The sequence below is a fragment of the Vibrio sp. QJM3NY_35 genome (genome assembly GCF_057785915.1).
Genome location: NZ_CM173508.1, coordinates 564606 through 586031, shown reverse-complemented (window position 1 = coordinate 586031; position 21426 = coordinate 564606). Strand labels below are relative to the sequence as shown.

General features: G+C 45.5%; 18 protein-coding genes. 11 read left to right on the top strand and 7 right to left on the bottom strand.

The features are described 5' to 3' along the window. Positions 1–9: 9 nt before the first annotated feature. Entirely contained in the window at positions 10–504 is a 495-nt protein-coding gene (locus tag AC3CH3_RS18050; protein WP_488538897.1) for a hypothetical protein, read from the bottom strand. A gap of 240 nt (positions 505–744) precedes the next feature. Here AC3CH3_RS18050 and AC3CH3_RS18045 point away from each other — a divergent pair, with 240 nt between their 5' ends. Further along, positions 745–3105, top strand: a complete 2361-nt coding sequence (locus AC3CH3_RS18045; RefSeq protein ID WP_488538896.1) for a Lon protease family protein — start codon at positions 745–747, stop codon at positions 3103–3105. 154 nt (positions 3106–3259) lie between these two features. Here the strand turns inward: AC3CH3_RS18045 and AC3CH3_RS18040 are convergent, their stop codons facing one another. Continuing rightward, positions 3260–4006 (bottom strand): flagellar brake protein, encoded by a 747-nt coding sequence (locus AC3CH3_RS18040; RefSeq protein WP_019826215.1) that lies wholly within the window; start codon positions 4004–4006, stop codon positions 3260–3262. A gap of 274 nt (positions 4007–4280) precedes the next feature. On the opposite strand from AC3CH3_RS18040, the gene AC3CH3_RS18035 reads away from it, so the two are divergent. From AC3CH3_RS18035 to AC3CH3_RS18025, 3 genes are read left to right on the top strand one after another with little or no spacing between them, the layout of a single operon-like run. Beyond that, positions 4281–4565: a GNAT family N-acetyltransferase gene (locus AC3CH3_RS18035; RefSeq protein WP_029405707.1), complete on the top strand. Its 285-nt coding sequence runs from the start codon at positions 4281–4283 to the stop codon at positions 4563–4565. An 11-nt stretch (positions 4566–4576) separates the two neighbouring features. Further along, the gene (locus AC3CH3_RS18030) at positions 4577–5722 is read left to right on the top strand and encodes a phosphotransferase (protein ID WP_488538895.1); all 1146 of its coding nucleotides are present in this window, start codon (positions 4577–4579) and stop codon (positions 5720–5722) included. Further along, entirely contained in the window at positions 5712–6893 is a 1182-nt protein-coding gene (locus tag AC3CH3_RS18025) for an MFS transporter (protein WP_019826209.1), read from the top strand. The genes AC3CH3_RS18030 and AC3CH3_RS18025 overlap by 11 nt, the downstream gene beginning before the upstream one ends. A gap of 107 nt (positions 6894–7000) precedes the next feature. Here AC3CH3_RS18025 and AC3CH3_RS18020 read toward each other — a convergent pair whose 3' ends face one another. Together AC3CH3_RS18020 and AC3CH3_RS18015 are read right to left on the bottom strand one after the other, a co-directional pair. Next, positions 7001–7915, bottom strand: coding sequence for a DMT family transporter (locus AC3CH3_RS18020; RefSeq protein ID WP_019826207.1), 915 nt, complete (start codon positions 7913–7915; stop codon positions 7001–7003). A 233-nt stretch (positions 7916–8148) separates the two neighbouring features. After that, positions 8149–9885: an SgrR family transcriptional regulator gene (locus tag AC3CH3_RS18015; protein ID WP_488538894.1), complete on the bottom strand. Its 1737-nt coding sequence runs from the start codon at positions 9883–9885 to the stop codon at positions 8149–8151. Between the two features lie 91 nt (positions 9886–9976). Between AC3CH3_RS18015 and AC3CH3_RS18010 the strand changes: the two genes are divergently transcribed. Then, positions 9977–11242 carry an MFS transporter gene (locus AC3CH3_RS18010; RefSeq protein ID WP_488538893.1) on the top strand — a complete coding sequence of 422 codons (1266 nt, stop codon included), beginning with the start codon at positions 9977–9979 and terminating at the stop codon, positions 11240–11242. Between the two features lie 87 nt (positions 11243–11329). On the opposite strand, the gene AC3CH3_RS18005 is transcribed toward AC3CH3_RS18010, so the two are convergent. Then, positions 11330–12223: a DMT family transporter gene (locus AC3CH3_RS18005; RefSeq protein WP_488538892.1), complete on the bottom strand. Its 894-nt coding sequence runs from the start codon at positions 12221–12223 to the stop codon at positions 11330–11332. A gap of 123 nt (positions 12224–12346) precedes the next feature. Between AC3CH3_RS18005 and AC3CH3_RS18000 the strand changes: the two genes are divergently transcribed. After that, the gene (locus AC3CH3_RS18000; RefSeq protein ID WP_004732835.1) at positions 12347–12829 is read left to right on the top strand and encodes a MarR family winged helix-turn-helix transcriptional regulator; all 483 of its coding nucleotides are present in this window, start codon (positions 12347–12349) and stop codon (positions 12827–12829) included. A gap of 98 nt (positions 12830–12927) precedes the next feature. Here AC3CH3_RS18000 and AC3CH3_RS17995 read toward each other — a convergent pair whose 3' ends face one another. Together AC3CH3_RS17995 and aceB are read right to left on the bottom strand one after the other, a co-directional pair. Then, positions 12928–13368: a GlcG/HbpS family heme-binding protein gene (locus AC3CH3_RS17995; RefSeq protein WP_008220964.1), complete on the bottom strand. Its 441-nt coding sequence runs from the start codon at positions 13366–13368 to the stop codon at positions 12928–12930. A gap of 103 nt (positions 13369–13471) precedes the next feature. Further along, entirely contained in the window at positions 13472–15097 is a 1626-nt protein-coding gene (aceB, locus tag AC3CH3_RS17990) for a malate synthase A (RefSeq protein WP_488538891.1), read from the bottom strand. A gap of 313 nt (positions 15098–15410) precedes the next feature. Between aceB and gcl the strand changes: the two genes are divergently transcribed. The 5 genes from gcl (at position 15411) to AC3CH3_RS17965 (ending at position 21332) form a co-directional block, all read left to right on the top strand. Then, positions 15411–17183, top strand: a complete 1773-nt coding sequence (gcl, locus tag AC3CH3_RS17985; RefSeq protein ID WP_488538890.1) for a glyoxylate carboligase — start codon at positions 15411–15413, stop codon at positions 17181–17183. A gap of 114 nt (positions 17184–17297) precedes the next feature. After that, a complete protein-coding gene (hyi, locus tag AC3CH3_RS17980; RefSeq protein WP_488538889.1) occupies positions 17298–18074 on the top strand; it encodes a hydroxypyruvate isomerase in 777 nt (258 codons plus the stop codon). Between the two features lie 37 nt (positions 18075–18111). Continuing rightward, complete coding sequence (locus tag AC3CH3_RS17975) at positions 18112–19008, top strand: 2-hydroxy-3-oxopropionate reductase (protein ID WP_488538888.1); 897 nt, start codon at positions 18112–18114, stop codon at positions 19006–19008. A 242-nt stretch (positions 19009–19250) separates the two neighbouring features. Then, on the top strand, positions 19251–20561 hold the full coding sequence (locus AC3CH3_RS17970) for a glycerate kinase type-2 family protein (protein ID WP_488538887.1): 1311 nt from the start codon (positions 19251–19253) through the stop codon (positions 20559–20561). A gap of 162 nt (positions 20562–20723) precedes the next feature. Beyond that, entirely contained in the window at positions 20724–21332 is a 609-nt protein-coding gene (locus AC3CH3_RS17965; RefSeq protein ID WP_488538886.1) for a TetR family transcriptional regulator C-terminal domain-containing protein, read from the top strand. Positions 21333–21426: the final 94 nt, after the last annotated feature.

Here is a 21426-nt window from a genome sequence, read left to right as displayed (position 1 = left end):
ATATCCTTATCAATTTAAGACATTAGGTGAAGATTGAACTTCTGACGTTGTTTTTAGTTGCCCAAAATGGTGATGAGCACGTTGAATTTGTTCTAGTTCGAGCATCCAATGCGAACTGCGCTGAGCACTACAAAAAGCAATCAGGTGATTGAGCAGGTCTTCACTCTGCTTTTCCAATAGTCCATAGGTGCGTTGAATCAGCTCAGTGCTTTCAAGCGAGATAAATTGCATCAGTGCGTAAGACTGGTTCAAGGTATCAAAGGCTTGTTGATGCTGTCCTAAACGGTTGAGAATCTCAGATTGAGCAACGCTTGCGTCTCTTAGCCCTGCAAGTAGGCAAGCAAACTGGCATGGTTTGATATCGCTTTGGTATGCCGCATCTTGGACGTGATGTGGAAGAGAATTGAGAACATCACCATAAAGGCGTTGTGCTTCTGGCCAGTGACCTTGCTCCATTAACTGTTTAGCTTTTAGGTATTGCATCCAGCATCGTTCAATTTCCATGTCCACATCCTCAATTTACAATATCTGAAAATGTTAATGATATTTATTATCAATTGCAAATTAAAATCATTCACATGTTAAGTTGGTGAATTAAAACCCTCGATATTCGTAAAAACGCGCCAAATTGTGCGTTATTTGTTCGGTTGAACAGCTGTGTAGCGTAAGTCACTAAATTTGTAGGAAATTACATCTACACTGATTTTATCTACACCCAAGTAATGAAGGACTAAGGAGGCGGCGATGGCGATGCAAAGACTCAATACAGAACAGCTGTATCAGGTAGCGGATTTAGACAAGCTACCATGTAAGTCGACCAAAGAACTGGCTCCAATTGACGAAATCGTCGGGCAAGAACGGGCACAAAAGGCCGTTGAGTTCGCGATGTCAATCAAGGAAAAGGGTTACAACATTTATGCGATAGGGCGAAATGGTCTGGGTAAACGCACCATGATCTTGCGCTATCTAAACCGACATCCTCAAGAAGTTCAGGAGCTTTTTGATTGGTGTTATATCGCGAATTTTGAAGATATTCGTACACCTAAGGTACTCAAGTTACCAAGAGGTGTCGGCAGCAGCTTAAAACAAGACATTGAAAAGCTGATGCGTAAATTGCTGAAAGGTATGCCTCTTGCGTTTGATAACGAGATGTACTTTAGCCGTGCTGATAGGCTGAAAAACCAGCTGGCAGCCAAGCAACAAGCCGCGTTAGAAAGCATCAGCCGAGAAGCGAAAGAGAAAGGTATCAACCTGACGATCACCACTCAGGGGGATTACCAGTTTGTCGCGATGAATGGCGATGATCTTCATACCGAAGAGAGCTTCGATCTTCTTTCGGAAGAAGAACAAGACCAGTTCGATAAAACCATTGATGCCTTGGAAGTTGGTCTGCGAACCATTTCTCGTGAATTGACGGAACTTGAAGAGACGTACACTGAGAAAATTCAAAAGCTTAATGACGATACGGCGCGAGATGTGATCACTCATTTCATTAAGCAATTGAAGAAGGATTACAGCCAATATCCAGAGATCAAAAAGTACTTAACGGCACTGCGTAAAGACATTGTCGATAACGCTGATATTTTCCTAGAAGAAAGCACAGAGCAAGCCGAAGTTGCAACAGCCTCTTTGGATAAGAAAATGCCGCGTCGCTACAAGGTTAACGTGATTGTGAGCCAAAAGGAGGAGACTCTGCCGATCGTGGTTGAAGAGAATCCTAATTATCACTCTCTGTTTGGCTATGTAGAAACGGCGACGTTCAAGGGCACCGTATTTACTGACTTCTCATTGATTCGCGCAGGTAGCTTGCACAGAGCCAACGGTGGCGTATTGCTGATGGATGCGGTGAAGGTACTTGAGCAGCCATATGTTTGGGAAGGCTTGAAGCGAGCGCTGCGTTCACGTCAATTGAGTTTCACTTCATTAGAAAAAGAGGTGACCTTAACGGGCGCGGTATCGCTTGATCCAGAACCGATTCCATTGGACGTTAAGATCATCCTGTTTGGCGATTACCGAACTTACCAACTGCTGCAGCATTACGATGCAGAGTTTGGTGAATTGTTCCGTGTGACAGCCGATTTCGAAGATGAGATGAAGCGTACTCCCGATTCTGAAATGCATTACGCGCGCTTTATTTCGAGCATCGTGCACGACAACAACATGCTGCATTGTGACCGTAAAGCGATCGCTCGCATCATTGAGCACAGCTCTCGTCAGGCGGGTGACCAAGGTAAATTGTCTCTGCACTCAGCGCACATTGCTAATCTGCTTCGTGAGTCAAACTACGTGGCGAGAGGCTCAAAATCGAATCTAATTCGTGCAACGCACGTCGACCAAGCGTTATCTAACCAACAGATGCGTGTCGGACGACTTCAAGACAGTGTGATGGAAACCTTCACTAACGGAACAACGCTAATCCATGTTGATGGTCAGGCGGTTGGGCAAGTGAATGCGCTTTCTGTACTTAGCACGACGGATCATATGTTTGGTGCACCGAACCGAATCACGGCAACCACTGCTTACGGTGATGGTGAAGTGATTGATATTGAAAGAAACGTAGACCTAGGTGGTAGTATTCACTCGAAAGGTGTGATGATCTTGTCGGCTTACCTTTCTTCAGTATTTGGTAAGACAGCCAAAGTCCCGCTCACTACTAACATCACCTTCGAGCAATCGTATGGTGGCGTCGATGGTGACAGTGCGAGTATGGCTGAGTTCTGTGCGGTAGTATCAGCGTTTTCTAAGCAGCCAAACCGTCAAGACATCGCGATTACAGGCTCGATGAACCAGTTTGGTGAGTCTCAGCCAATTGGTGGAGTGAACGAGAAAATTGAAGGTTTCTTTGATGTGTGTGAAATCAAAGGGCGTTCAAACGAACAAGGGGTGATCATCCCACGTTCAAATGTTCACAACCTGATGCTGCGTAGCGATATCGTGAAAGCGGTTGAAAAGGGCGAGTTTAATATCTGGGCGATTGACCATGTAACAGAAGCGATTGAATTGTTCACAGGCAAAGCCGCTGGTGAAGCAAGTGATGAGGGTAGCTATCCAATTGATACTATCTTTGGTATCGCCCAAGCGAAGCTGAACGCACTGCGTAAATAGCGAATTTGTCTAATATCTAGATAAGCAACCAAAGCGCAAAAGCCATCGATTTTAGAATCGATGGCTTTTTTGATGGTTACGATTTGGGTCGTTAGTGAGCCATTTGTACTTGGTCAGCTTACGGCACTTGGTGAGCGTAGTGTCTTAAGAGACGTTAACCGTTTCTCAAGCAGAGCTTGGTGCCATCGAACTTCAGTTTTGCCAACAAGTGTTTAGCGTTAGCTCGGCCAATATCATCAAATTCCACACCGTATCGAGCATAGTGCGTCGATTTCTGCAGGTTACAGACGATGCCTCTCAATGGCGGAATCAGCGGCCCATTGTAGTTCTCAGGAGTAATCTCAATAGACACTCGATCGGCAATCTGAATTGCTCGCGAGGTTGGCGAGGTCACGAAACGACACCCACTTTTCGATAAGTCTCTTATCTCACAGTTTGCTCGTTGGTCGTTGAAGATGATTCTTGAAGCTAGATTCACTTCATATCGGGTCTCTTTACGCAGCTGAGTCACTTGCATGGTACTTGGTGTAGAGAGCACTAAAATCGGAAAGGGTTCGCCAATCCTATGGTGAATTTGGCTTCTAAAGTGGATAAGCGCCCCTTCACCTCGCAGAGAATACGCACGAGCGGTCATCCAAAAGCCTTCTTGAAAGAAAAAGTTCAGATCTTCATTGGATACCTCGGGAACCTCAACCACAATACAGTTATCACTGTGCGTACCGATAAATTTGGTGGTGGCGAGAAACTTCGTGCCAACGGGAGTCGAGACATTTAATGTCAGTTCACTGCCGTGCTCAATCATGGCCAGCGCATCAGTGCTATTGATAGTGGAAACAGTGCGATTACGAGGGTCTTGAAGTGCCTGATTATGCTCCAAAGGCTTCGTCAGGGGTGCGTTCATTATATGTTCTCCATGCGCCAACATGCGTCTGTTAGTTATATTGGTAACTTGCTAACAAGGGGTTATTACGTGCTAGATTGTGTAGACGTACTCACATAGATTTATAGAGTGCCTTCTATCATTGCTGATTTTATATTAAGCCGATTGCACTGAATTATTTACTGTGTTTGTAAGTACTTAGTTTTATTTATATGCACTTGCGTTAGTCTATTACAAGGAACTCATACTTCAAACTTTAATTGTTTGTCGTATCAATTATTTGCAGGAGTTGAGAATGAAGGCAGTAAAATGGGTTCAAGAAGAGAACCAGATCACAGTTGAGCTAGAACCGAACCAATTCGCGGTTGTTAAGTATCAGAAGGAAGGCGATGTATTGCACATTACCTCGACTCGCATTCCTGATGAACTGCAAGGCAAAGGCTTTGGCAAGGTGATGATGGAATCAGTCTTACCTGAAATTGAACAGGCTGGCTTCAAAATTGTACCAGTGTGTAGCTACGTGGTGCACTACATGAATAGGCAAAAACACTGGTCACATCTTCTATCCGATAAAGCATAGTAACGAGTTATATGTCTCAATCAATACCCTCAAACAACCTTGCTCAACCACAAGCGAGTTCAAGTCAAAGTCAACTTGAGCTTTATCAAAAAATAGCGAACTCACTGGGTTGTCATCAAGGGCTTGATGTTCAAGTTATTCAACGCTTGTGGGGCGGTTACGGCGAGTTAGTTCGCTTGGTCTTTGCTAAAGATAATAGTGCTTCGATGAACAGCGTCATCGTTAAACATGTCGCGTTGCCAGATAAAACTGAACATCCCAAAGGCTGGAACACTAAGCTTTCTCACCAACGCAAAGTTCACTCTTACCAAGTGGAAACAGCATGGTATCAGTCGTTCAGTCAGCAATGGGATGAGCGGTGCCCAGTTCCTGTGGGACTGCACTGTGAATTGAATGAGAACGAATGGCTTATCGTGATGCAAGACTTAGCCGAAATCGGTTTTCCGGTAACTTCTCAGTTTGATGTGCTTGCTGTTTTTGATGCTCTGGCAAACAAAGATACTCAGTCTGATCTGGCGTCTGGTTACACGCGAGAAGAGCAGAAACAACGCGATGCTTGCCTTAAATGGCTCGCTAATTTTCACGCGAAGCACATCAATATCAATCAAGAACAGTCGGCGTCATTGTGGCAAGTCGGTACTTATTGGCACTTAGACACACGTCCTGACGAGCTCAATGCCTTGGCTGATTTACCATTGAAGAACCAAGCCAAGCACATCGACCGTTTATTAAAAGAATGCCCATATCAAACCTTGGTACATGGTGACGCCAAGCTCGCTAATTTTTGTTTTGATTCTGAAAGCGAACGCGCGGCTGCGGTCGATTTCCAATATGTGGGTCACGGCTGTGCGATGAAAGACGTGGCTTTGTTCATGAGCAGTGCTGTTAGGCCGCAAGATTGCGCAGAGCTTGAATCAGAAGTCCTAGATGCTTACTTCCAACACTTGAAAGAAGCATTAGCGAACTATCAACCACAACTTTCATTCGATGAAGTCGAAGCCGCATGGCGACCAATGTTTTACGTAGCGTGGGCTGATTTCCAACGTTTCGTAAAAGGTTGGAGTCCAGAGCATTGGAAGATTAATCCTTATACTGAGCAGTTGACCTTACGAGTGCTCACTCAATTAGACGAACAGGAGTCCGTTAATGTTCGATAGAACCGCGAGCTGGAAAACGCCGCAAAACTTCTTATTACTGATTTCGATTGTTGTCCCTATCGCGTTTTCGAGCTGGATGGCTCTGTTGAATAACTTCGTGATTGAGAAAGCGAACTTTGATGGTGCCGATATTGGCTTGCTGCAAAGTGTTCGTGAGATCCCGGGCTTCTTAGCGTTTACCGTGGTGTTTGTATTGGCCTTCATTCGTGAGCAACGCTTTATGTTGATATCGCTGGCGATGTTAACTGTAGGCACTGCGATTACCGGCTTATTCCCTTCACTGACAGGCCTTTTGCTTACCACTATTTTGATGTCGACAGGTTTCCACTATTTTGAAACGCTGAAGCAGTCTTTGTCACTGCAATGGCTGAGTAAAGAAGAAGCGCCAGAGATGCTAGGCAAAATGATCTCGGTTGGTGCGCTTGCGTCTCTACTCACCTATGGCTCTATTTGGGTGATGCTAGAACAGCTAAAACTCGATTTCGCTTGGGTATATGGCATTACCGGAGGCATTGGTTTCATTTTAGTATTGGTGATGACCTTTGGCTTCCCTGAGTTTCAAACCAAGACCCAACAGAATAAGAAGTTAGTGCTAAGGAAGCGTTATTGGCTCTACTACGCACTGACGTTTATGAGTGGCGCGAGAAGACAGATCTTCACCGTGTTTGCAGGCTTCTTGATGGTAGAAAAGTTCGGTTACTCTGCTGCCGATGTCACGTTACTGTTCTTAGTGAATTACCTGTTTAACTTCTTGTTCGCGAAACGCATAGGACGATTCATCGGTGTGGTGGGTGAGCGCAAGGCGTTGATCTTCGAATATGTTGGTTTGATCGGTGTGTTTGTTGGTTATGGCTTAGTGCAAAGCGCTGAGTGGGCGGCGGCACTTTACGTGGTCGATCATCTGTTCTTTGCTTTGGCGTTAGCGATTAAAACCTACTTCCAAAAAATTGCAGATCCAGCAGACATGGCCTCAACCGCAGGTGTCTCTTTCACCATCAACCATATTGCGGCGGTTGTTATCCCAGTCGCGTTTGGTGTGATTTGGTTATCGTCTCCTGCAACGGTTTTCTACATTGGTGCGGTGATGGCGGCGGTTTCTTTAGCTCTATCTTTAAACATTCCGAAGAAGCCTGAAGAGGGCAACGAAGTACGAGTGTTTAGCTGGCGTTAAATAGGTATAACCCTGACGAAATAAACAAAAAGCTCCAATAGCGATATTGGAGCTTTTTGTTTATGTGGGATATGTATATCTAATCCGCAAAATAGGTTTCACGCGGATCAGTTTCTTACGGTTTTTAATTCGGTACGCAGCTTGAAAATTCCCTTTGGTGCCTTGGTGAGTAAAATGCCGCAAAGTAGGGGGATCATCATAAACAATGATTGTTCAGACAGAACTTCACCGTTGACGTAACAAGATATTAGCAGCGCTACTACCGGGAAAATCAAAAAGCAGATAGACGCTTGGAAAGGGGTCGAAACCTGCCCTAATTTGAAGTAAGCCACAATGCCGCCAACACTCGCGACAAAACCTAGGTAAACGACGGCAGAGATTGAATCCCAAGTGAAAGACTCAACATTCACGTTTTCACCCATCGCCGAAACGGCAAATAAGAACAGAGCAGCAATCAGGCTTGGAACGGCGTTGTAAGTCAGCACTTCAATACCTTTGCAGTGCTTTTGAACTAGCACATACATAACGGCGTGAATTGCAACCGCAAGGCCTAAGCAAACCGTGCCGATTAGGTAGTCATCGCCACCCATCTGCATTTCGTTACCAAGAATTAAGCATAGGCTTATAACCGCAGTAACTAGCCCGAATATTTGATGCTTCGCTAAGCGTAGACCAAGGAACAAGCCCGACATCAGCATCACAGCAACTGGCATGTTGGCGAAGATGATCGAAGCCAAACCAGAAGAGATGTATTGCTCGCCGTAGATCATCAAAGTAAACGGAATAGCGAAATACATCAGTGCCACAATCAGCAGCCATTGGCGTTTACCTTTAGGAAAAAGTAGAGGTTGATTGAACACTTTAGCCAATACGGCAAGTAACGGTGCGGCCAGTAAAAAGCGTAATCCAGTGGCAAAAATAGGTGGGATAGAATGCAATGCCACTTCCATTGCGAACCAAGTGGTTCCCCAAATTAAGCAAACAGAGACAAAAAGCAAGATAGTTAGCGACTTCGAATTCATGGTGACTACTCATTAATAATTATTTTAAATCATAGGCTTGTAGCGTCTTAATGACGTGGCACAGTATAAGGAGGTAGTCGGAGAAAAATTTTGTCTTTTTATCTCTAATTTGAGTTTTTAATGGAAATTAAATCTCTAATATGACCATTGAAAAGTAAATATTTTCATCAATTGATGGCTATATAAAGTCATTGTTCTTTGTGAGGTTTAGTTTAGGTTGAGAATTAACCTATTTAGCGGCGCATAGTGATTTGGTTAAAATCAATCCAACCGTTCGCCAACTGTTCCACAGGGTTCACGGTTTTGGCATAATTGAGCTGCTGTTTCACGTGGAAAATTGGTCGATAGATTCCGAATGTGATCAATTGCGCTTCTATGTCTAGGAAGACAGGTTGTCGTTGTTGGTAATCGGTGATTTTCCAAAGCCGTTCAAGGCTTTCATCTCGCCACTGTTTTTGCTCATCAGTGAGGCACACTTCTAATGCGATAGAACTTTGTAGCCACCCCATCCAGCTGCTATCGAGGTTATCTGAAAACACTTCGCCGCTAATTAATATGTCAGCATCTTTTAGGTTATCTGGCTGACAAAATTCAGGGAACTCGAGCACTTGATATTCGCAGATAAAACCAAGTTCATTTAACAGCTCATAATAGTGGCGAGCCATTTTTATGTGGTCAAACAGCTGATAGGTTAGAATCTTTAACGGTTGTTTTGGCTTGCTAAGCTGGTCAGCGAATTGTCGAGTCATTTGTAATGGGCTTTTGTTATTCGCCGTTTCTATCTTTGGCTGTGTTGATTGATTGGACGTCGATAGCATCCCCCCGGCGTAGCCGACAGTGTCCAGAGGTATGTCTTTCGCGATCCCTAGCAAACGTAGTAATTCACTCAGTGATTTAAGGTGTTGTGGGTTTGATAGCCAAGTGTGTCGATGTGGGTTTATCAAAGCGTACTCGCACCCCTTTTCCCACTGTTCTATTTCGGCAAGCTCGTTGGATATGGATGAGTGTTGGTAATGTGGGTGTGAGTGAACAATATCGCAGTGCATTTCATAGTCTTTGGCTTTATCACCAACATTCCAAATTTCTATACCGTCTACCCAAGGTCGGTGACCATGATAGTGTTTGAATGCTTCCAGTCTGGTTAGCCATTCGGACTGTTCCACTAATTTAAAGCTGCCGCTACCAATAATTTTCCCTCCTACTTCTTTTGCTACACCCGCAGCTGGGCACGATAGCAATGACGGAAGGTAGCCTGTGTTGGCATTGATATCGAAACAGAGGTGAAGCGGATCGATAACAGTAATAGCGGAGATGCATTTAAATTGCTGACTATTGTGATGACTGCTGTCTATCAGACGTTGAAAGTGTGCTTTGACGTCTTGCGCTAGAATCGGTGAACCGTCATGAAAGACTAAACCTTTACGTAGCGTGAAGTGCCAACGGTGCTCTGTTTGGTACCAATCAATGGTAAGATCACCATCAAACGAGTGAGTTGACTTGTTGAAACGTAGTAAGTTACTAAAAAGGTAGCTAGTGATGTGAGCTTCAGTGCGTCGTGTGACTTCAATAGGGTCCAGACTGTGTGTCCCTCGATAAAAAGGGATTTGCAGAATATCTAGTTCAGTCGGCAAGCTTTGATAGCGGCTGATATAACCCAGTAAAAACTGATCCCGTTGTGATTCATCAACCAGATCCAATGCTTGGTCAACTTTATTCTCAGAGAGCAATTCATCTATTCGTATCTCAAGCTCACTGTCCAAGCTTTTTAATAGCGTGAGTGTGGGTAGGTTACCTCTGCCAACTCCCGACTTCCAGTCAACCCAACCTTCGCTGACTAGCTTTTTGATCACCAATTGAGCGTTGCGTCTGGTACAACCTAGCGCATTCGTTATTTCAGTTAAAGAGAGTGAAGTCGGTTGGTTAACGAGTACTCGATAACGTAAAAATGCCAGAGCCTTCCAGTAATGCATAAAGGTGAAATCCTTGTTTAATCTTTCTATTTTTCTTCATCTTTTAATCTCGATAATAGAGTTATTCGGTTGTTTTTAAAAGGAATGAAAAATGGAAAGTGTAAAAGGTGCAGGGGTATCACCCTCTATTTGGAAAAGCTCAAGCTTTATTGTTTTGTTCTCAACGGCGTTCTTTGTTGCCTTTGGAACCAAGATTTATGACCTTGCTTTGCCCTTGTTGGTTTACGAGTTGACAGAGTCTTCAGAGATGATGGGTTGGATGAGGGCCGTTGAATTTTTACCCAACCTACTATTAGCTCTGTTCATCGGTGTTTGGGTTGATAGGTTCAATAAAAAGCAGTGGTCACAATGCATGTTGATCGGGCAAGTGGCAGTATTGGTCGTTTCTTATACTGCAGTGAGATGGTTGCAGAACCCTTTGTACGCACTGTTTCCGTGCGCGTTCCTGATGATGGCGTTTAACTATGGTTACCACAATGCGCGTATTGGGATGATGAAAAATGTTTTACCTCAGCACATGCAAAATACCGCCACCGCGAGAATGAGTTCTTTGTACAGTTTGCTAGAAACCGTTGGCCCGGTTTTGTCTGGGGGGCTGCTTTTATTGTCTGAGTTACATAACGTGTTTTTGCTTATTGCGGGGATGTATGTGCTAGCGTTTTGGCAGCTCAATAAACTGGAATTCAAGCCATCAGCCCCCGTCGCTCAACAGCCAGTGCTGAGTGCGCTTAAAGAGGGGTGGTCGATCTTATATGCGAATAAAAACATGTGGCACATCACCTTAGTCGTGATGGTGATCAATACCACGGGTGCAATTTTCTGGATTCAAGCCATTTATTTTGCCAAAGCGGAATTAGCGCTCAGTCATATCGAGGTTGGTTACTTGATCGCAGCGTCCGGCGCCGGGGGCTTATTAGGTTCTTTTACCGCGGATAAGGTTCGAAAGCGCATTGGGCTTGGCGTGCTACTTATTTTGTCTATTTTGTTAGAGGCGTTTGGATTCTTGTTCCCTGTATTGCTGAGCCAAAGCTATTTATTGCATGGATTGACTTCAGCGCAAATTGTTGTCATTGAAAAAGGCGTATTGATGATGTCGTTCTTATGGGTGAGTGCGATTGGCGTCTACAGCAGCATTTGTATTTGGAGCTATCGACAAGAAGCATTCGAGGAAAAGCATCTTGGTCGTGTTGCTGGTATTACAGGGTCTTTGTTTAAGCTCTTGATGCCATTTGGTTTGGCTGCTTCTGGTTACTTAGTGACGGTGTTTGGTTTACCGGTGCTCTTTGTTAGCTGTTTTGTTGCTCAAGTGTTGGCTGCCTTTGGGCTGATGATGACCAAGGTTCGATATATTGATTAGATTTAGACTTTGGCTTAAGTTTTGTAACGACCATTAATAAGTAACGCGCCAATTTAAGGCGCGTTTTTACAATTTGGTTTGCAGCTTTTACTGCGTAACAGGCTTAACTTGTTTGGACTGTCGGATTGCCAGAATAAGTTGCGGAAGCAACGACATCACGATCATGCCGGTCATTAGCGAGTACTGTACCGCAGTAAAGGATTCGCCCATTAACACCATACCTGTCACGATGCCCGCTACTGGATTGGCGATGCCACCAAAGGTGAAATCAACCACCGTCATGCGTTGCAGTAGCCATACATACATGCCGTAACCCAGCGCTGTGTTTAGCCCAATTACCCAAACCAAGCCCATTGCGTTGCGAGTATCGAAATGAGTCACCGCATTCATGTAAGGCTGCGGGTCAATGAAGGCATGAACGCCAGACGCGACAGACAAAATTGTACCGCCCAAAATTAGCTGCCATGTGAGTACCTTCCACCAGTGCATGCGATTACCCAGTGATTTGGTAATGCTGCTGCCGATAACGATACACATGATCGCGGCAAACATTGCACCCAAACCGATAGGGTTCAATGCGATTTGACTTGGGTTGAATAGAATCCACGCCAAGGTGATTAAGCCAATACCAGAAAGGGCTTGAATCAAATGCGGGCGCTGCTTTTTCACTACCCAATGGAAGATCATTGCGAACACAGGTACAGAGATCATACCCACGCCCGAAATCGCTGAAGGTAGGGTTAATGCCATCACGAAGATCAAACCAAAGAAGGTTGCGATGTTGATAAGGCCTAAAGTGAAAATGATTTGCCACTCGCCTTTTTTCGGCAGTGTCGGCTTTACCGCTAGCAATAACAAACCAGCAGGTAATGCACGCAAAGCACCTAATAATAATGGTGGCCACTCCTGTAGCGTAAATTGCGTCACTGCATAGGTTGTTCCCCAAAAGAACGCGGGGATCATTGCTAATAATATGTTCATCTAAAATATCTTTACATTAAGATAACTGTTGTGTGAACTGTATACTGAGAACTAGTGGTTGTAAAGTATCTTTATGTTAAACTAGTTTAAAGTAATCAGACTAACAACGGAGCGAGATTGCAAATGGATGCTATCGACCGCGTAGTAGAGCAATGGGCAAAGGAAAAGCCTGAGCTAGAAACTGAGCCTATGGCAATGATGGGCCGAATTATGCGTATTGCCAAGTATATGGAGACGCAAGTTGCCGAGCTTCATAAAAAATACGACATGAAATTGGGTGAGTTTGATGTATTAGCCACCTTGCGACGTTCTGGAAAACCCTACCGACTGACGCCATCTGAACTGATCGGATCCATGATGCTGACATCAGGTGCGATGACCAATCGCCTTGATAAGCTAGAAGCTAAAGGGCTGATCAGCCGTGAACACAGCAAAGAAGACAGACGCAGCGTGAGTGTCCAACTAACCAAAGACGGTCTTATTCTGATTGACCAAATGATGACAGAGCATGTCGAAACGCAGAAAAAGCTCGTTAAATCATTGTCTACTAGTCAGAAGAAAAATACTAACCAGCTGCTAAAAACATGGTTGAGTGCTTACGAGTAGTTTTGCTGATCTTCCTTTAGATTCATAAAAAAACCGAAGCTGTCTGGCTTCGGTTTTTTATTCCTGTCTAAGAACTTCAAATACAGCGAGTTGGCTAGTTATGCTTGCAACATCTCATCACTAAACAGCTCTGCGCAGCCAATACCGTTGATGGCGCAGCTTTCATCGATGTCTGATATGTCACCGCTGACGCCGATGGCTCCAAGTACCGTTTTGTCCTTGTCTCTAATGAGTAGTCCCCCAGGTACTGGCACCATGTTTCCGTGTGCGAGTACGTTCACGGCGGAGATAAATGCTGGCCGGTTGTCGGCATCTTGGGCGAGTTTTCTAGAGGAACAACCCAGTGCGAGTGCCCCCCACGCTTTAGCGATCGCGATGTCTGGTCGCATCATGCTAGAGCCGTCTTGACGTTGCAGAGAAATCAGCTTGCCACCGCTGTCTAAGACGGCGACCGTCAAAGGTTCTGTGTGGATTTTGTTTCCTGCTTTTAAGGTTCCATCGATGATGGTTAACGCTTGTTGTAGAGTCAAACTTCCCATGTTATCTCCTAGTTTTTCAAGGGGCATACGTACCAAGCTCAGCCAGCCAATCATTACTCTTGTTTGTGAATATCATTGACTGATTCAGCTCGGTACAAGAGTCCTAACTGGACTCTTGTAGTAGCCCATAGCTGGGTAAAGTTAGGAAGGCAGCGAACTCATCGGCTGTAGAAAGTTGATAGAAAAGATCGGCTGTCTCTTCAAATCGACCAGCTGCATAACGTGAGTCTCCGACTTCATGTTTTATCGTGTCTAGCTCTTGGTAAAGCCAAGAGTGGAACAGTTGTTTGGTAAAAGTTTGGCCGTCATCAAGTGTGACTCCGTGGTGGATCCATTGCCAGATGTTAGCTCTTGAGATCTCTGCGGTGGCGGCATCTTCCATCAGTCCGTAGATAGGTACACAGCCGTAGCCTTGGATCCAAGCCTCGATGTAATACAGCGCAATACGGATATTCTTGCGCACGCCGGCTTCGTCGCGGCTGCCTTCACATGGTTTAAGTAAGGTGTCGGCATTGATGGTGTGTTCAGGGCTTTGGAAATCCATTTGATTCACTTTGCCATCAAGATGCTTGTCGAAGATCGACATCGCTAAATCAACTAGGGCAGGGTGCGCGACCCATGTGCCATCGTGTCCGTTCTGAGATTCTCTTTGTTTGTCTTCAATAACCTTGGCGGTAACACGCTCCATCTCTTGTGGATCTTTTGCTGGAATGAAGGCCGACATACCCCCCATCGCCAGTGCCCCACGAGCGTGACAAGTACGAACCAGCAGCTGGCTGTAAGCGTTCAGGAACTCTTGATCCATGCCGATCCCGTGACGGTCTGGCAAGATACGATCTTTATGATTTTTCAGAGTTTTGATGTAGCTGAAGATGTAGTCCCAACGGCCGCAGTTCATCGCAACGATATGATCACGCATGGCGTACAAGATCTCTTCCATTTGGAAGACGGCAGGTAGAGTTTCAATCAATACGGTCGCACGGATGGTGCCTTTTGCTACGTTGAAATAGTTCTCGGTGAAACTGAAAATGTCGTCCCACCATTGTGCTTCTTCCATGCTCTCTAGCTTGGGAATGTAGTAGTAAACGCCTAAGCCTTGCTGCGCACGTGATTGATAGTTGTGGAAAAAGTACAGCGCAAAGTCCATCAAACAACCAGCGATAGGTTGATTGTTGAATTGAATCGATTGTTCAGGTAGATGGATTCCACGAGGGCGAGCGATTAATAACGCAGGGTCGCTGTTTAGCTGGTAGTTCTTTTGTTTCTTCTCATCAAAATAGCTGATGGTGCCTAAATTGGCATCTCTTAAGTTAATTTGCCCTTCGACCATGTTGGCCCAAGTTGGGGAAGACGCATCCTCAAAACAACACATGAAGACTTTCGCACCTGAGTTTAATGCGTTGATCACCATCTTTCTCTCGATAGGACCTGTGATCTCTACGCGACGATCCAGCAGCTCTGGCGGCGGCGTTGCCACTTTCCACTCTTTATTCTGGCGAATGGAAATGGTGTCTTTTCTGAAATTGGGTAACTCACCCTCGTCATATTGAGCTTGTTTTACGTCGCGGTCACTTAGCAGGGCATGACGACGATCTCCAAACTTATTGACGAGAGCTTCTAAGAATTTTAATGCATCTTTAGACAAGATCTCTTTGTACTCGGAGTTGTCCATCTTCCCAAGTACCTGCATACATTGTACTTCTTCTCTCTCTTTTACGTCATTCATCATTGTTGTCTCCTTTAAACAATACGATGTCACTTTGTATACAAAATGCTCTTTTTAAGGATATTTATATTGTAGAAATTGTAAACAAGCAAACTGTGTTTAACATTTATTTATCATTTAATCTTTTTGTAATTTATTTTCACGTAAAGATATTTTATGTAAAGCAATGAATTGTAAGCTTTTCAGGATGAGTGCGTACTTAATGTGATGGGTTGATGTAACAAAATTGTTTCATTCTGGGGTTGATAAATAGCGAGGATGGTTCATAGTACACAAAAGTTAGTTTAATTGTATACAATCTGAACTGGAGGTTCGAATGGCAATTATGAAAGCGATTGAAGCAGCGGTAGAAGTGCTTAAACGTGAAGGTGTAGACATCGCATTTGGTGTTCCCGGCGCAGCAATAAACCCTATGTATGCGGCTATGAAAAAGCTCGGAGGAATCGACCACGTCTTAGCTCGTCACGTAGAGGGTGCATCCCATATGGCTGAAGGGTACACGCGTACTAATCAAGGCAATATAGGTGTGTGTATTGGTACCTCTGGCCCTGCGGGAACGGACATGATCACGGGCCTTTATTCTGCGTCTGCAGATTCGATTCCAATTCTATGTATCACAGGCCAAGCGCCACGAGCACGTCTTCATAAAGAAGATTTCCAAGCGGTCGACATTGAATCTATCGCTAAGCCAGTGACTAAGTGGGCAACCACGGTACTGGAACCTGCACAAGTGCCACGCGCATTTCAAAAAGCCTTTCATTTAATGCGTTCGGGTCGTCCGGGGCCAATCCTGATTGATCTACCGATTGATGTTCAGCTGGCTGAGATTGAGTTTGATATCGATACTTATGAACCACTAGAACCTTATAAGCCGCAAGCAACCCGAGCGCAGGTTGAGAAAGCATTAACCATGATGTCTCAATCGGAAAAACCGCTGATTGTATCGGGTGGTGGCGTGATCAACGCAGGCGCATCAGAGTTGCTACAGCAGTTTGCTGAAATCACCGGCGTACCAGTGATTCCAACCTTGATGGGGTGGGGTTCTATCCCTGATGACCACGAGCTAATGGCAGGCATGGTTGGGCTACAAACCTCTCACCGTTACGGTAATGAAACCATGTTGAACTCTGACTTTGTGTTTGGCGTTGGTAATCGCTGGGCTAACCGTCATACCGGCTCTGTCGATGTTTACACCGAAGGTCGCAAGTTTGTTCATGTCGATATTGAACCGACTCAAATAGGCCGTGTGTTCTGTCCTGATTTAGGCATTGTGTCAGATGCAAAATCAGCACTTGAGCTAATGGTTGAGGTTGCACAAGAGTGGCGTGATGCTGGCAAACTACCAAATCGAAATGCTTGGGCAAGCGAGTGTCAGGAACGTAAATCGACCATGCTGCGTAAAACCAATTTCGATGAAGCGCCAATGAAACCGATGCGCGTTTATGAAGAGATGAACAAGGCATTTGGTCGTGACACTTGTTATGTGAGCACGATTGGTTTGTCGCAAATTGCTGCCGCTCAGTTCCTGCATGTTTATAAGCCGCGTAACTGGATCAACTGTGGTCAAGCAGGCCCGCTTGGTTGGACAACACCTGCCGCACTGGGTGTACGAGCGGCCGATCCAAGTCGCGATATTGTCGCTATCTCTGGTGACTACGACTTCCAGTTCATGATTGAAGAACTGGCGGTAGGTGCGCAGTTCAACTTGCCATACATCCATGTGTTAGTGAATAACTCTTACCTAGGTTTGATTCGCCAAGCTCAGCGCCAATTTGATATCGATTATTGTGTACAACTGGCGTTCGATAATCAGAACGCACCAGAGCTTGAGGGCTACGGTGTCGACCATGTAGCGGTTGTTGAAGGCCTTGGTTGTAAGGCGATTCGAGTTCGCGAACCAGACCAAATTGCAGCAGCATTTGAGCAAGCTAAAGAGCTCATGAACAAGCACAAAGTACCGGTGGTTGTTGAGCTGATTTTGGAACGTGTGACCAATATATCTATGGGCGTAGAGATCAACGCCATCAATGAATTTGAACCGCTTGCCGAAAGCAGCAGCGATGCACCAACCGCGCTAGCGTACAAGTAATCACGAAGTAATGTGTATCCGTAGAGCGAGATTGAGCTCTACGGAAAGCCTCCAATAGAGCGAGGCTTCACCAAACCACATTAGCTTCATCAAACAAAGAGTAAGGACAGAATCATGGCAAAATTTGCAGCAAACTTGTCAATGTTATTCACGGAAGTTGATTTTATGGATCGCTTTGAAGCCGCCGCAGAGGCAGGTTTTCAAGGCGTCGAATACCTTTTCCCATATGCCTTTGATGCGGATGAGATTAAACAAAAGCTTGATGCTAATAATCTAGAGCAAGTGCTATTTAACTTGCCTGCTGGGGATTGGGATGCTGGCGATCGTGGTATTGCGGTTGACCCAGCACGCGTTGAAGAGTTTCAAGCAGGCGTACCTAAAGCGATAGCCTATGCCAAGAAACTTGGTTGCAAACAGGTGAACTGCTTGGCGGGCATTGTACCACAAGGCGTTACTCCGCAAGACGCTCAGGCGACCTTTGTGATTAACCTTCACTACGCCGCAAATGCGTTAGCTGCAGAAGGTATAAGCTTAGTGATTGAAGCGATTAACACACGCGATATTCCGGGCTTTTTCCTAAACACCACGGAGCAAGCGAAAACCATTATCAAAGAGGTAGGGAGCGATAACCTTTCTATCCAATACGATATCTATCACATGCAAATTATGGAAGGCGATTTGACGCCGACCATGCAACAGAACATTGGCCAAATCGCACACGTCCAACTGGCTGATAACCCAGGCCGACACGAACCGGGTACCGGAGAAATCAATTACCCATTTGTGCTCAATTATCTTGATGAGCTTGGCTATCAAGGCTGGGTTGGCTGCGAATACAAGCCAAAAACAACGACGACAGAAGGCCTTGGTTGGCTACACCAGTACCGTTAATTGCGTCTGGTAACCCTCAAACGTTAAGGAGAACAACATGTCTAAAATTGCATTTATCGGAACTGGCATCATGGGTAAACCTATGGCGAGTAACCTTCAAAAAGCAGGTCACGATTTGATTCTGTCGGATCACTTTAATGCAGCACCTGCCGATCTTGTGGCAGCGGGTGCAACGGTCTGTCATTCACCAGCGGAAGCGGCTGAAGCAGCTGATATCATTATCCTAATGGTGCCGAATACCCCTCAAGTTGAAGATGTCCTGTTTGGCGACAACGGCGTTGAGAAAGGTCTAACGGCGGGCGGTGCAGCTGGAAAACTGGTTATCGACATGAGTTCGATCTCGCCTATCGCCACCAAAGCAATTGCAGCGCGAATCAATGAAGGTGGTGCTTCATACCTTGATGCTCCGGTATCTGGCGGCGAAGTAGGCGCTATCAATGCGGCGCTGACTATCATGGTGGGCGGTGAGCAAGACGCGTTTGATAAAGCTCGTCCTCTGTTCGAAATCATGGGCAAGAACATCACGCTAGTAGGCGACAACGGGGCGGGTCAAACCTGTAAGGTCGCCAATCAGATCATCGTTGCTCTGAATATCGAAGCCGTATCTGAAGCCTTAGTGTTTGCTTCAAAAGCCGGTGCTGATCCAGTACGCGTACGTCAGGCTCTATTGGGTGGCTTTGCTAACTCTAAGATCTTGGAAGTGCACGGCGAACGCATGGTTGAAGGCACATTCGACCCTGGCTTTAGAATCTCACTTCACCAGAAAGACCTCAACTTAGCGCTAACTGGCGCACAAGAGCTAGGGGTTGCACTGCCGAATACGGCTAACGCTCAAGAGCTGTTCGGCGAGTGTGCCGAAATGGGCGGTGAAGGTTGGGACCACTCTGCGCTTATTCAAGCGATTGAGAAACGTTCTGACCACTCGATTCGTTAATCTAGTTAACGGTTTGTCCGTTTAGTGGTTAGTCAATCAACCGATTATCCGTTAATTAATTAGGGTTGCTATCTATTCGTAGCCCAACAGTTTATTTATAAATCGCGTAGTTTCGTCTCCTTTTACACGCGTTCCTGATACGAGGCAGAGGTTGAAGTTGTTCCTTTCCAACTTGATCTTAGCAGGCACCCTTTGGCCTTGTATCGGGGTTCTTTTTTTCTCCGTCAACTAAGGAGTGGCTGATGGACATTGATGCTAAGCAGTTTTTGCAAACCCTTTTCTCAAGTGCTGTTAATCAGGCGCTACCTAAAAATCACATCGAACCTTTTCTTCCTCAAGATATTTTTTATCGCTCTGCTAACCAAGCTGGGCGAACTGTGGTGATAGGAGCAGGAAAAGCAGCCGCATCAATGGCAGCTGAGCTTGAAGTGGTTTGGCAGGCAAAGAAACAACAAGACCTTGCGTTGCGTGACCTTGAAGGTCTCGTCGTGACCCGTTACGAACACACCGCACCTTGCGAACACATTGAGGTGATCGAAGCGGCACACCCCGTCCCGGATGCCATGGGCTTAGAAGTGAGCCAACGTATGTTGGAATTAGTGAACGGCCTGAGTGCTGACGACACCGTTATTTGCCTACTGTCTGGCGGCGGTTCTGCTTTGCTAAGCCTGCCCGGTGGCGACATCAGCTTGGCTGAGAAGCAACAAATCAATAAGGCGCTGCTCAAGTCGGGCGCAGCCATTGATGAGATGAACTGTGTGCGTAAACACTTATCGTCTATCAAAGGTGGGCGACTAGCGAAAGCTGCGTATCCAGCAAGAGTAGTCTCTTTAGCGATTTCAGATGTGCCGGGTGATGACATTAGTGTGATTGCCTCTGGCCCAACCGTACCCGACACCACGACGCGTTTTGATGCGATGGCAATTTTAGAGCGTTACCAAATAGAAACACCACGCTCGGCATTTGAATGGTTAAATAATCCAGAGTCAGAAACCGTTAAGCCAGATGACGTCTGTTGGAAAAACGCAGAGCACCATATTATTGCCACGCCGATGTCGGCATTGGAAGCAGCCGCGGCAGAGGCCGAAGGTTTAGGTATTCCTGCTTATGTGCTGAGTGACTGCATTGAGGGGGAAGCTCGAGATGTAGCGAAGGTTCATGCTGCGTTGGCCAAGCAAGTGGCCAATCACAAGCACCCATTCGAGACGCCTTGCGTGATACTTTCCGGTGGCGAAACCACAGTAACTGTTAAAGGCAATGGTCGTGGTGGGCGTAATTGTGAGTTCCTTTTAAGCTTGTATAACGAGTTAAAAGGGCAGGAAAACATATTCGCTCTGGCGGCTGATACTGATGGCATTGATGGTGTTGAAGATAATGCAGGTGCGTGGATCACGCCTCAAACATGGCAACAAGGTTCGAGCCTGTCGCTTAAAGCGCAAGACTATCTCGATGCCAACAACAGCTACGATTTCTTCAAGCAAGTCGATGTGCTTCTTACCACGGGGCCGACGCTGACCAATGTGAATGACTTTCGCGCAATATTGATTCTTTAACTTGAACAGTTCAAAACACGGTATGGAATGGTCGCTTCTTAACAAATAGAGCGGCCATTTTATTGTTATCAATGCGGTGACCTTGAGTTCTGAGATTATCTTCTGGACTAATGAAGCACGTTGATTACTATGATTTTAGTAACGAGCTGTAAAGGATACAATATGTCTAGGATCAGACAAAAGAATCAAGATTTAATCATCGAAGTCGCGTGTGAACAATTCGCTACTCATGGATATGCCGCAACAAAAATGGCTGATATCGCGAAAGCGGCCGACATCCCTAAACCTAATGTATTCTATTATTTCAGCTCCAAAGATAAGCTCTATAATGCCGTTTTAGAAACCGTCACTCAGCCCTTACTGGAAGCGTCACGTCCGATTGAAGAGCTCAGCGACCCTGTTGAAGCCTTGTCTCAATATATTCAAACCAAGCTGATCATTTCTCGCGATCATCCGCACGCCTCTAAGGTATTTGCTAACGAAGTGATGTCTGGCGCTAAAGTATTGCCGAAAGATATTGGTGACGAACTGTATAAGCAATCCCAGATGATCCTCGATAAGTTCTCAACTTGGTCAGCACAAGGCTTAATGGATGACGTTCCTGCACACCACCTGATGTTTACCATTTGGGCGGCCACTCAAACTTACGCCGATTTTGGCTGGCAGATTTGCAGTGTAATGCAGAAAGATCAGCTCGATGATAAAGACTATGAAGATGCCGCTGAATTCATCACCCAGCTAGTGATTAAAGGGTGTGGAGTGAAAAGCTAACGTTATTTGAATGTTTTTTTGGGTCTGCGATTGCTGGCCTTTTTTGTTTGTGCATGTGAGTGAGCATATGTGCAAAGCTACTTTTGTGACCTGT

Excerpts from the sequence above, each read along its gene's own strand:
- AC3CH3_RS18020 (WP_019826207.1), bottom strand. The coding sequence starts at position 7,915 with ATGAATTCGAAGTCGCTAACTATCTTGCTTTTTGTCTCTGTTTGCTTA.
- AC3CH3_RS18025 (WP_019826209.1), top strand. The coding sequence starts at position 5,712 with ATGTTCGATAGAACCGCGAGCTGGAAAACGCCGCAAAACTTCTTATTA.
- AC3CH3_RS18005 (WP_488538892.1), bottom strand. The coding sequence starts at position 12,223 with ATGAACATATTATTAGCAATGATCCCCGCGTTCTTTTGGGGAACAACC.
- AC3CH3_RS18010 (WP_488538893.1), top strand. The coding sequence starts at position 9,977 with ATGGAAAGTGTAAAAGGTGCAGGGGTATCACCCTCTATTTGGAAAAGC.
- AC3CH3_RS18050 (WP_488538897.1), bottom strand. The coding sequence starts at position 504 with ATGGAAATTGAACGATGCTGGATGCAATACCTAAAAGCTAAACAGTTA.
- aceB (WP_488538891.1), bottom strand. The coding sequence starts at position 15,097 with ATGATGAATGACGTAAAAGAGAGAGAAGAAGTACAATGTATGCAGGTA.
- AC3CH3_RS17995 (WP_008220964.1), bottom strand. The coding sequence starts at position 13,368 with ATGGGAAGTTTGACTCTACAACAAGCGTTAACCATCATCGATGGAACC.
- AC3CH3_RS18000 (WP_004732835.1), top strand. The coding sequence starts at position 12,347 with ATGGATGCTATCGACCGCGTAGTAGAGCAATGGGCAAAGGAAAAGCCT.
- AC3CH3_RS17975 (WP_488538888.1), top strand. The coding sequence starts at position 18,112 with ATGTCTAAAATTGCATTTATCGGAACTGGCATCATGGGTAAACCTATG.
- AC3CH3_RS18030 (WP_488538895.1), top strand. The coding sequence starts at position 4,577 with ATGTCTCAATCAATACCCTCAAACAACCTTGCTCAACCACAAGCGAGT.
- hyi (WP_488538889.1), top strand. The coding sequence starts at position 17,298 with ATGGCAAAATTTGCAGCAAACTTGTCAATGTTATTCACGGAAGTTGAT.
- AC3CH3_RS17970 (WP_488538887.1), top strand. The coding sequence starts at position 19,251 with ATGGACATTGATGCTAAGCAGTTTTTGCAAACCCTTTTCTCAAGTGCT.
- AC3CH3_RS18040 (WP_019826215.1), bottom strand. The coding sequence starts at position 4,006 with ATGAACGCACCCCTGACGAAGCCTTTGGAGCATAATCAGGCACTTCAA.
- AC3CH3_RS18015 (WP_488538894.1), bottom strand. The coding sequence starts at position 9,885 with ATGCATTACTGGAAGGCTCTGGCATTTTTACGTTATCGAGTACTCGTT.
- gcl (WP_488538890.1), top strand. The coding sequence starts at position 15,411 with ATGGCAATTATGAAAGCGATTGAAGCAGCGGTAGAAGTGCTTAAACGT.
- AC3CH3_RS17965 (WP_488538886.1), top strand. The coding sequence starts at position 20,724 with ATGTCTAGGATCAGACAAAAGAATCAAGATTTAATCATCGAAGTCGCG.
- AC3CH3_RS18035 (WP_029405707.1), top strand. The coding sequence starts at position 4,281 with ATGAAGGCAGTAAAATGGGTTCAAGAAGAGAACCAGATCACAGTTGAG.
- AC3CH3_RS18045 (WP_488538896.1), top strand. The coding sequence starts at position 745 with ATGGCGATGCAAAGACTCAATACAGAACAGCTGTATCAGGTAGCGGAT.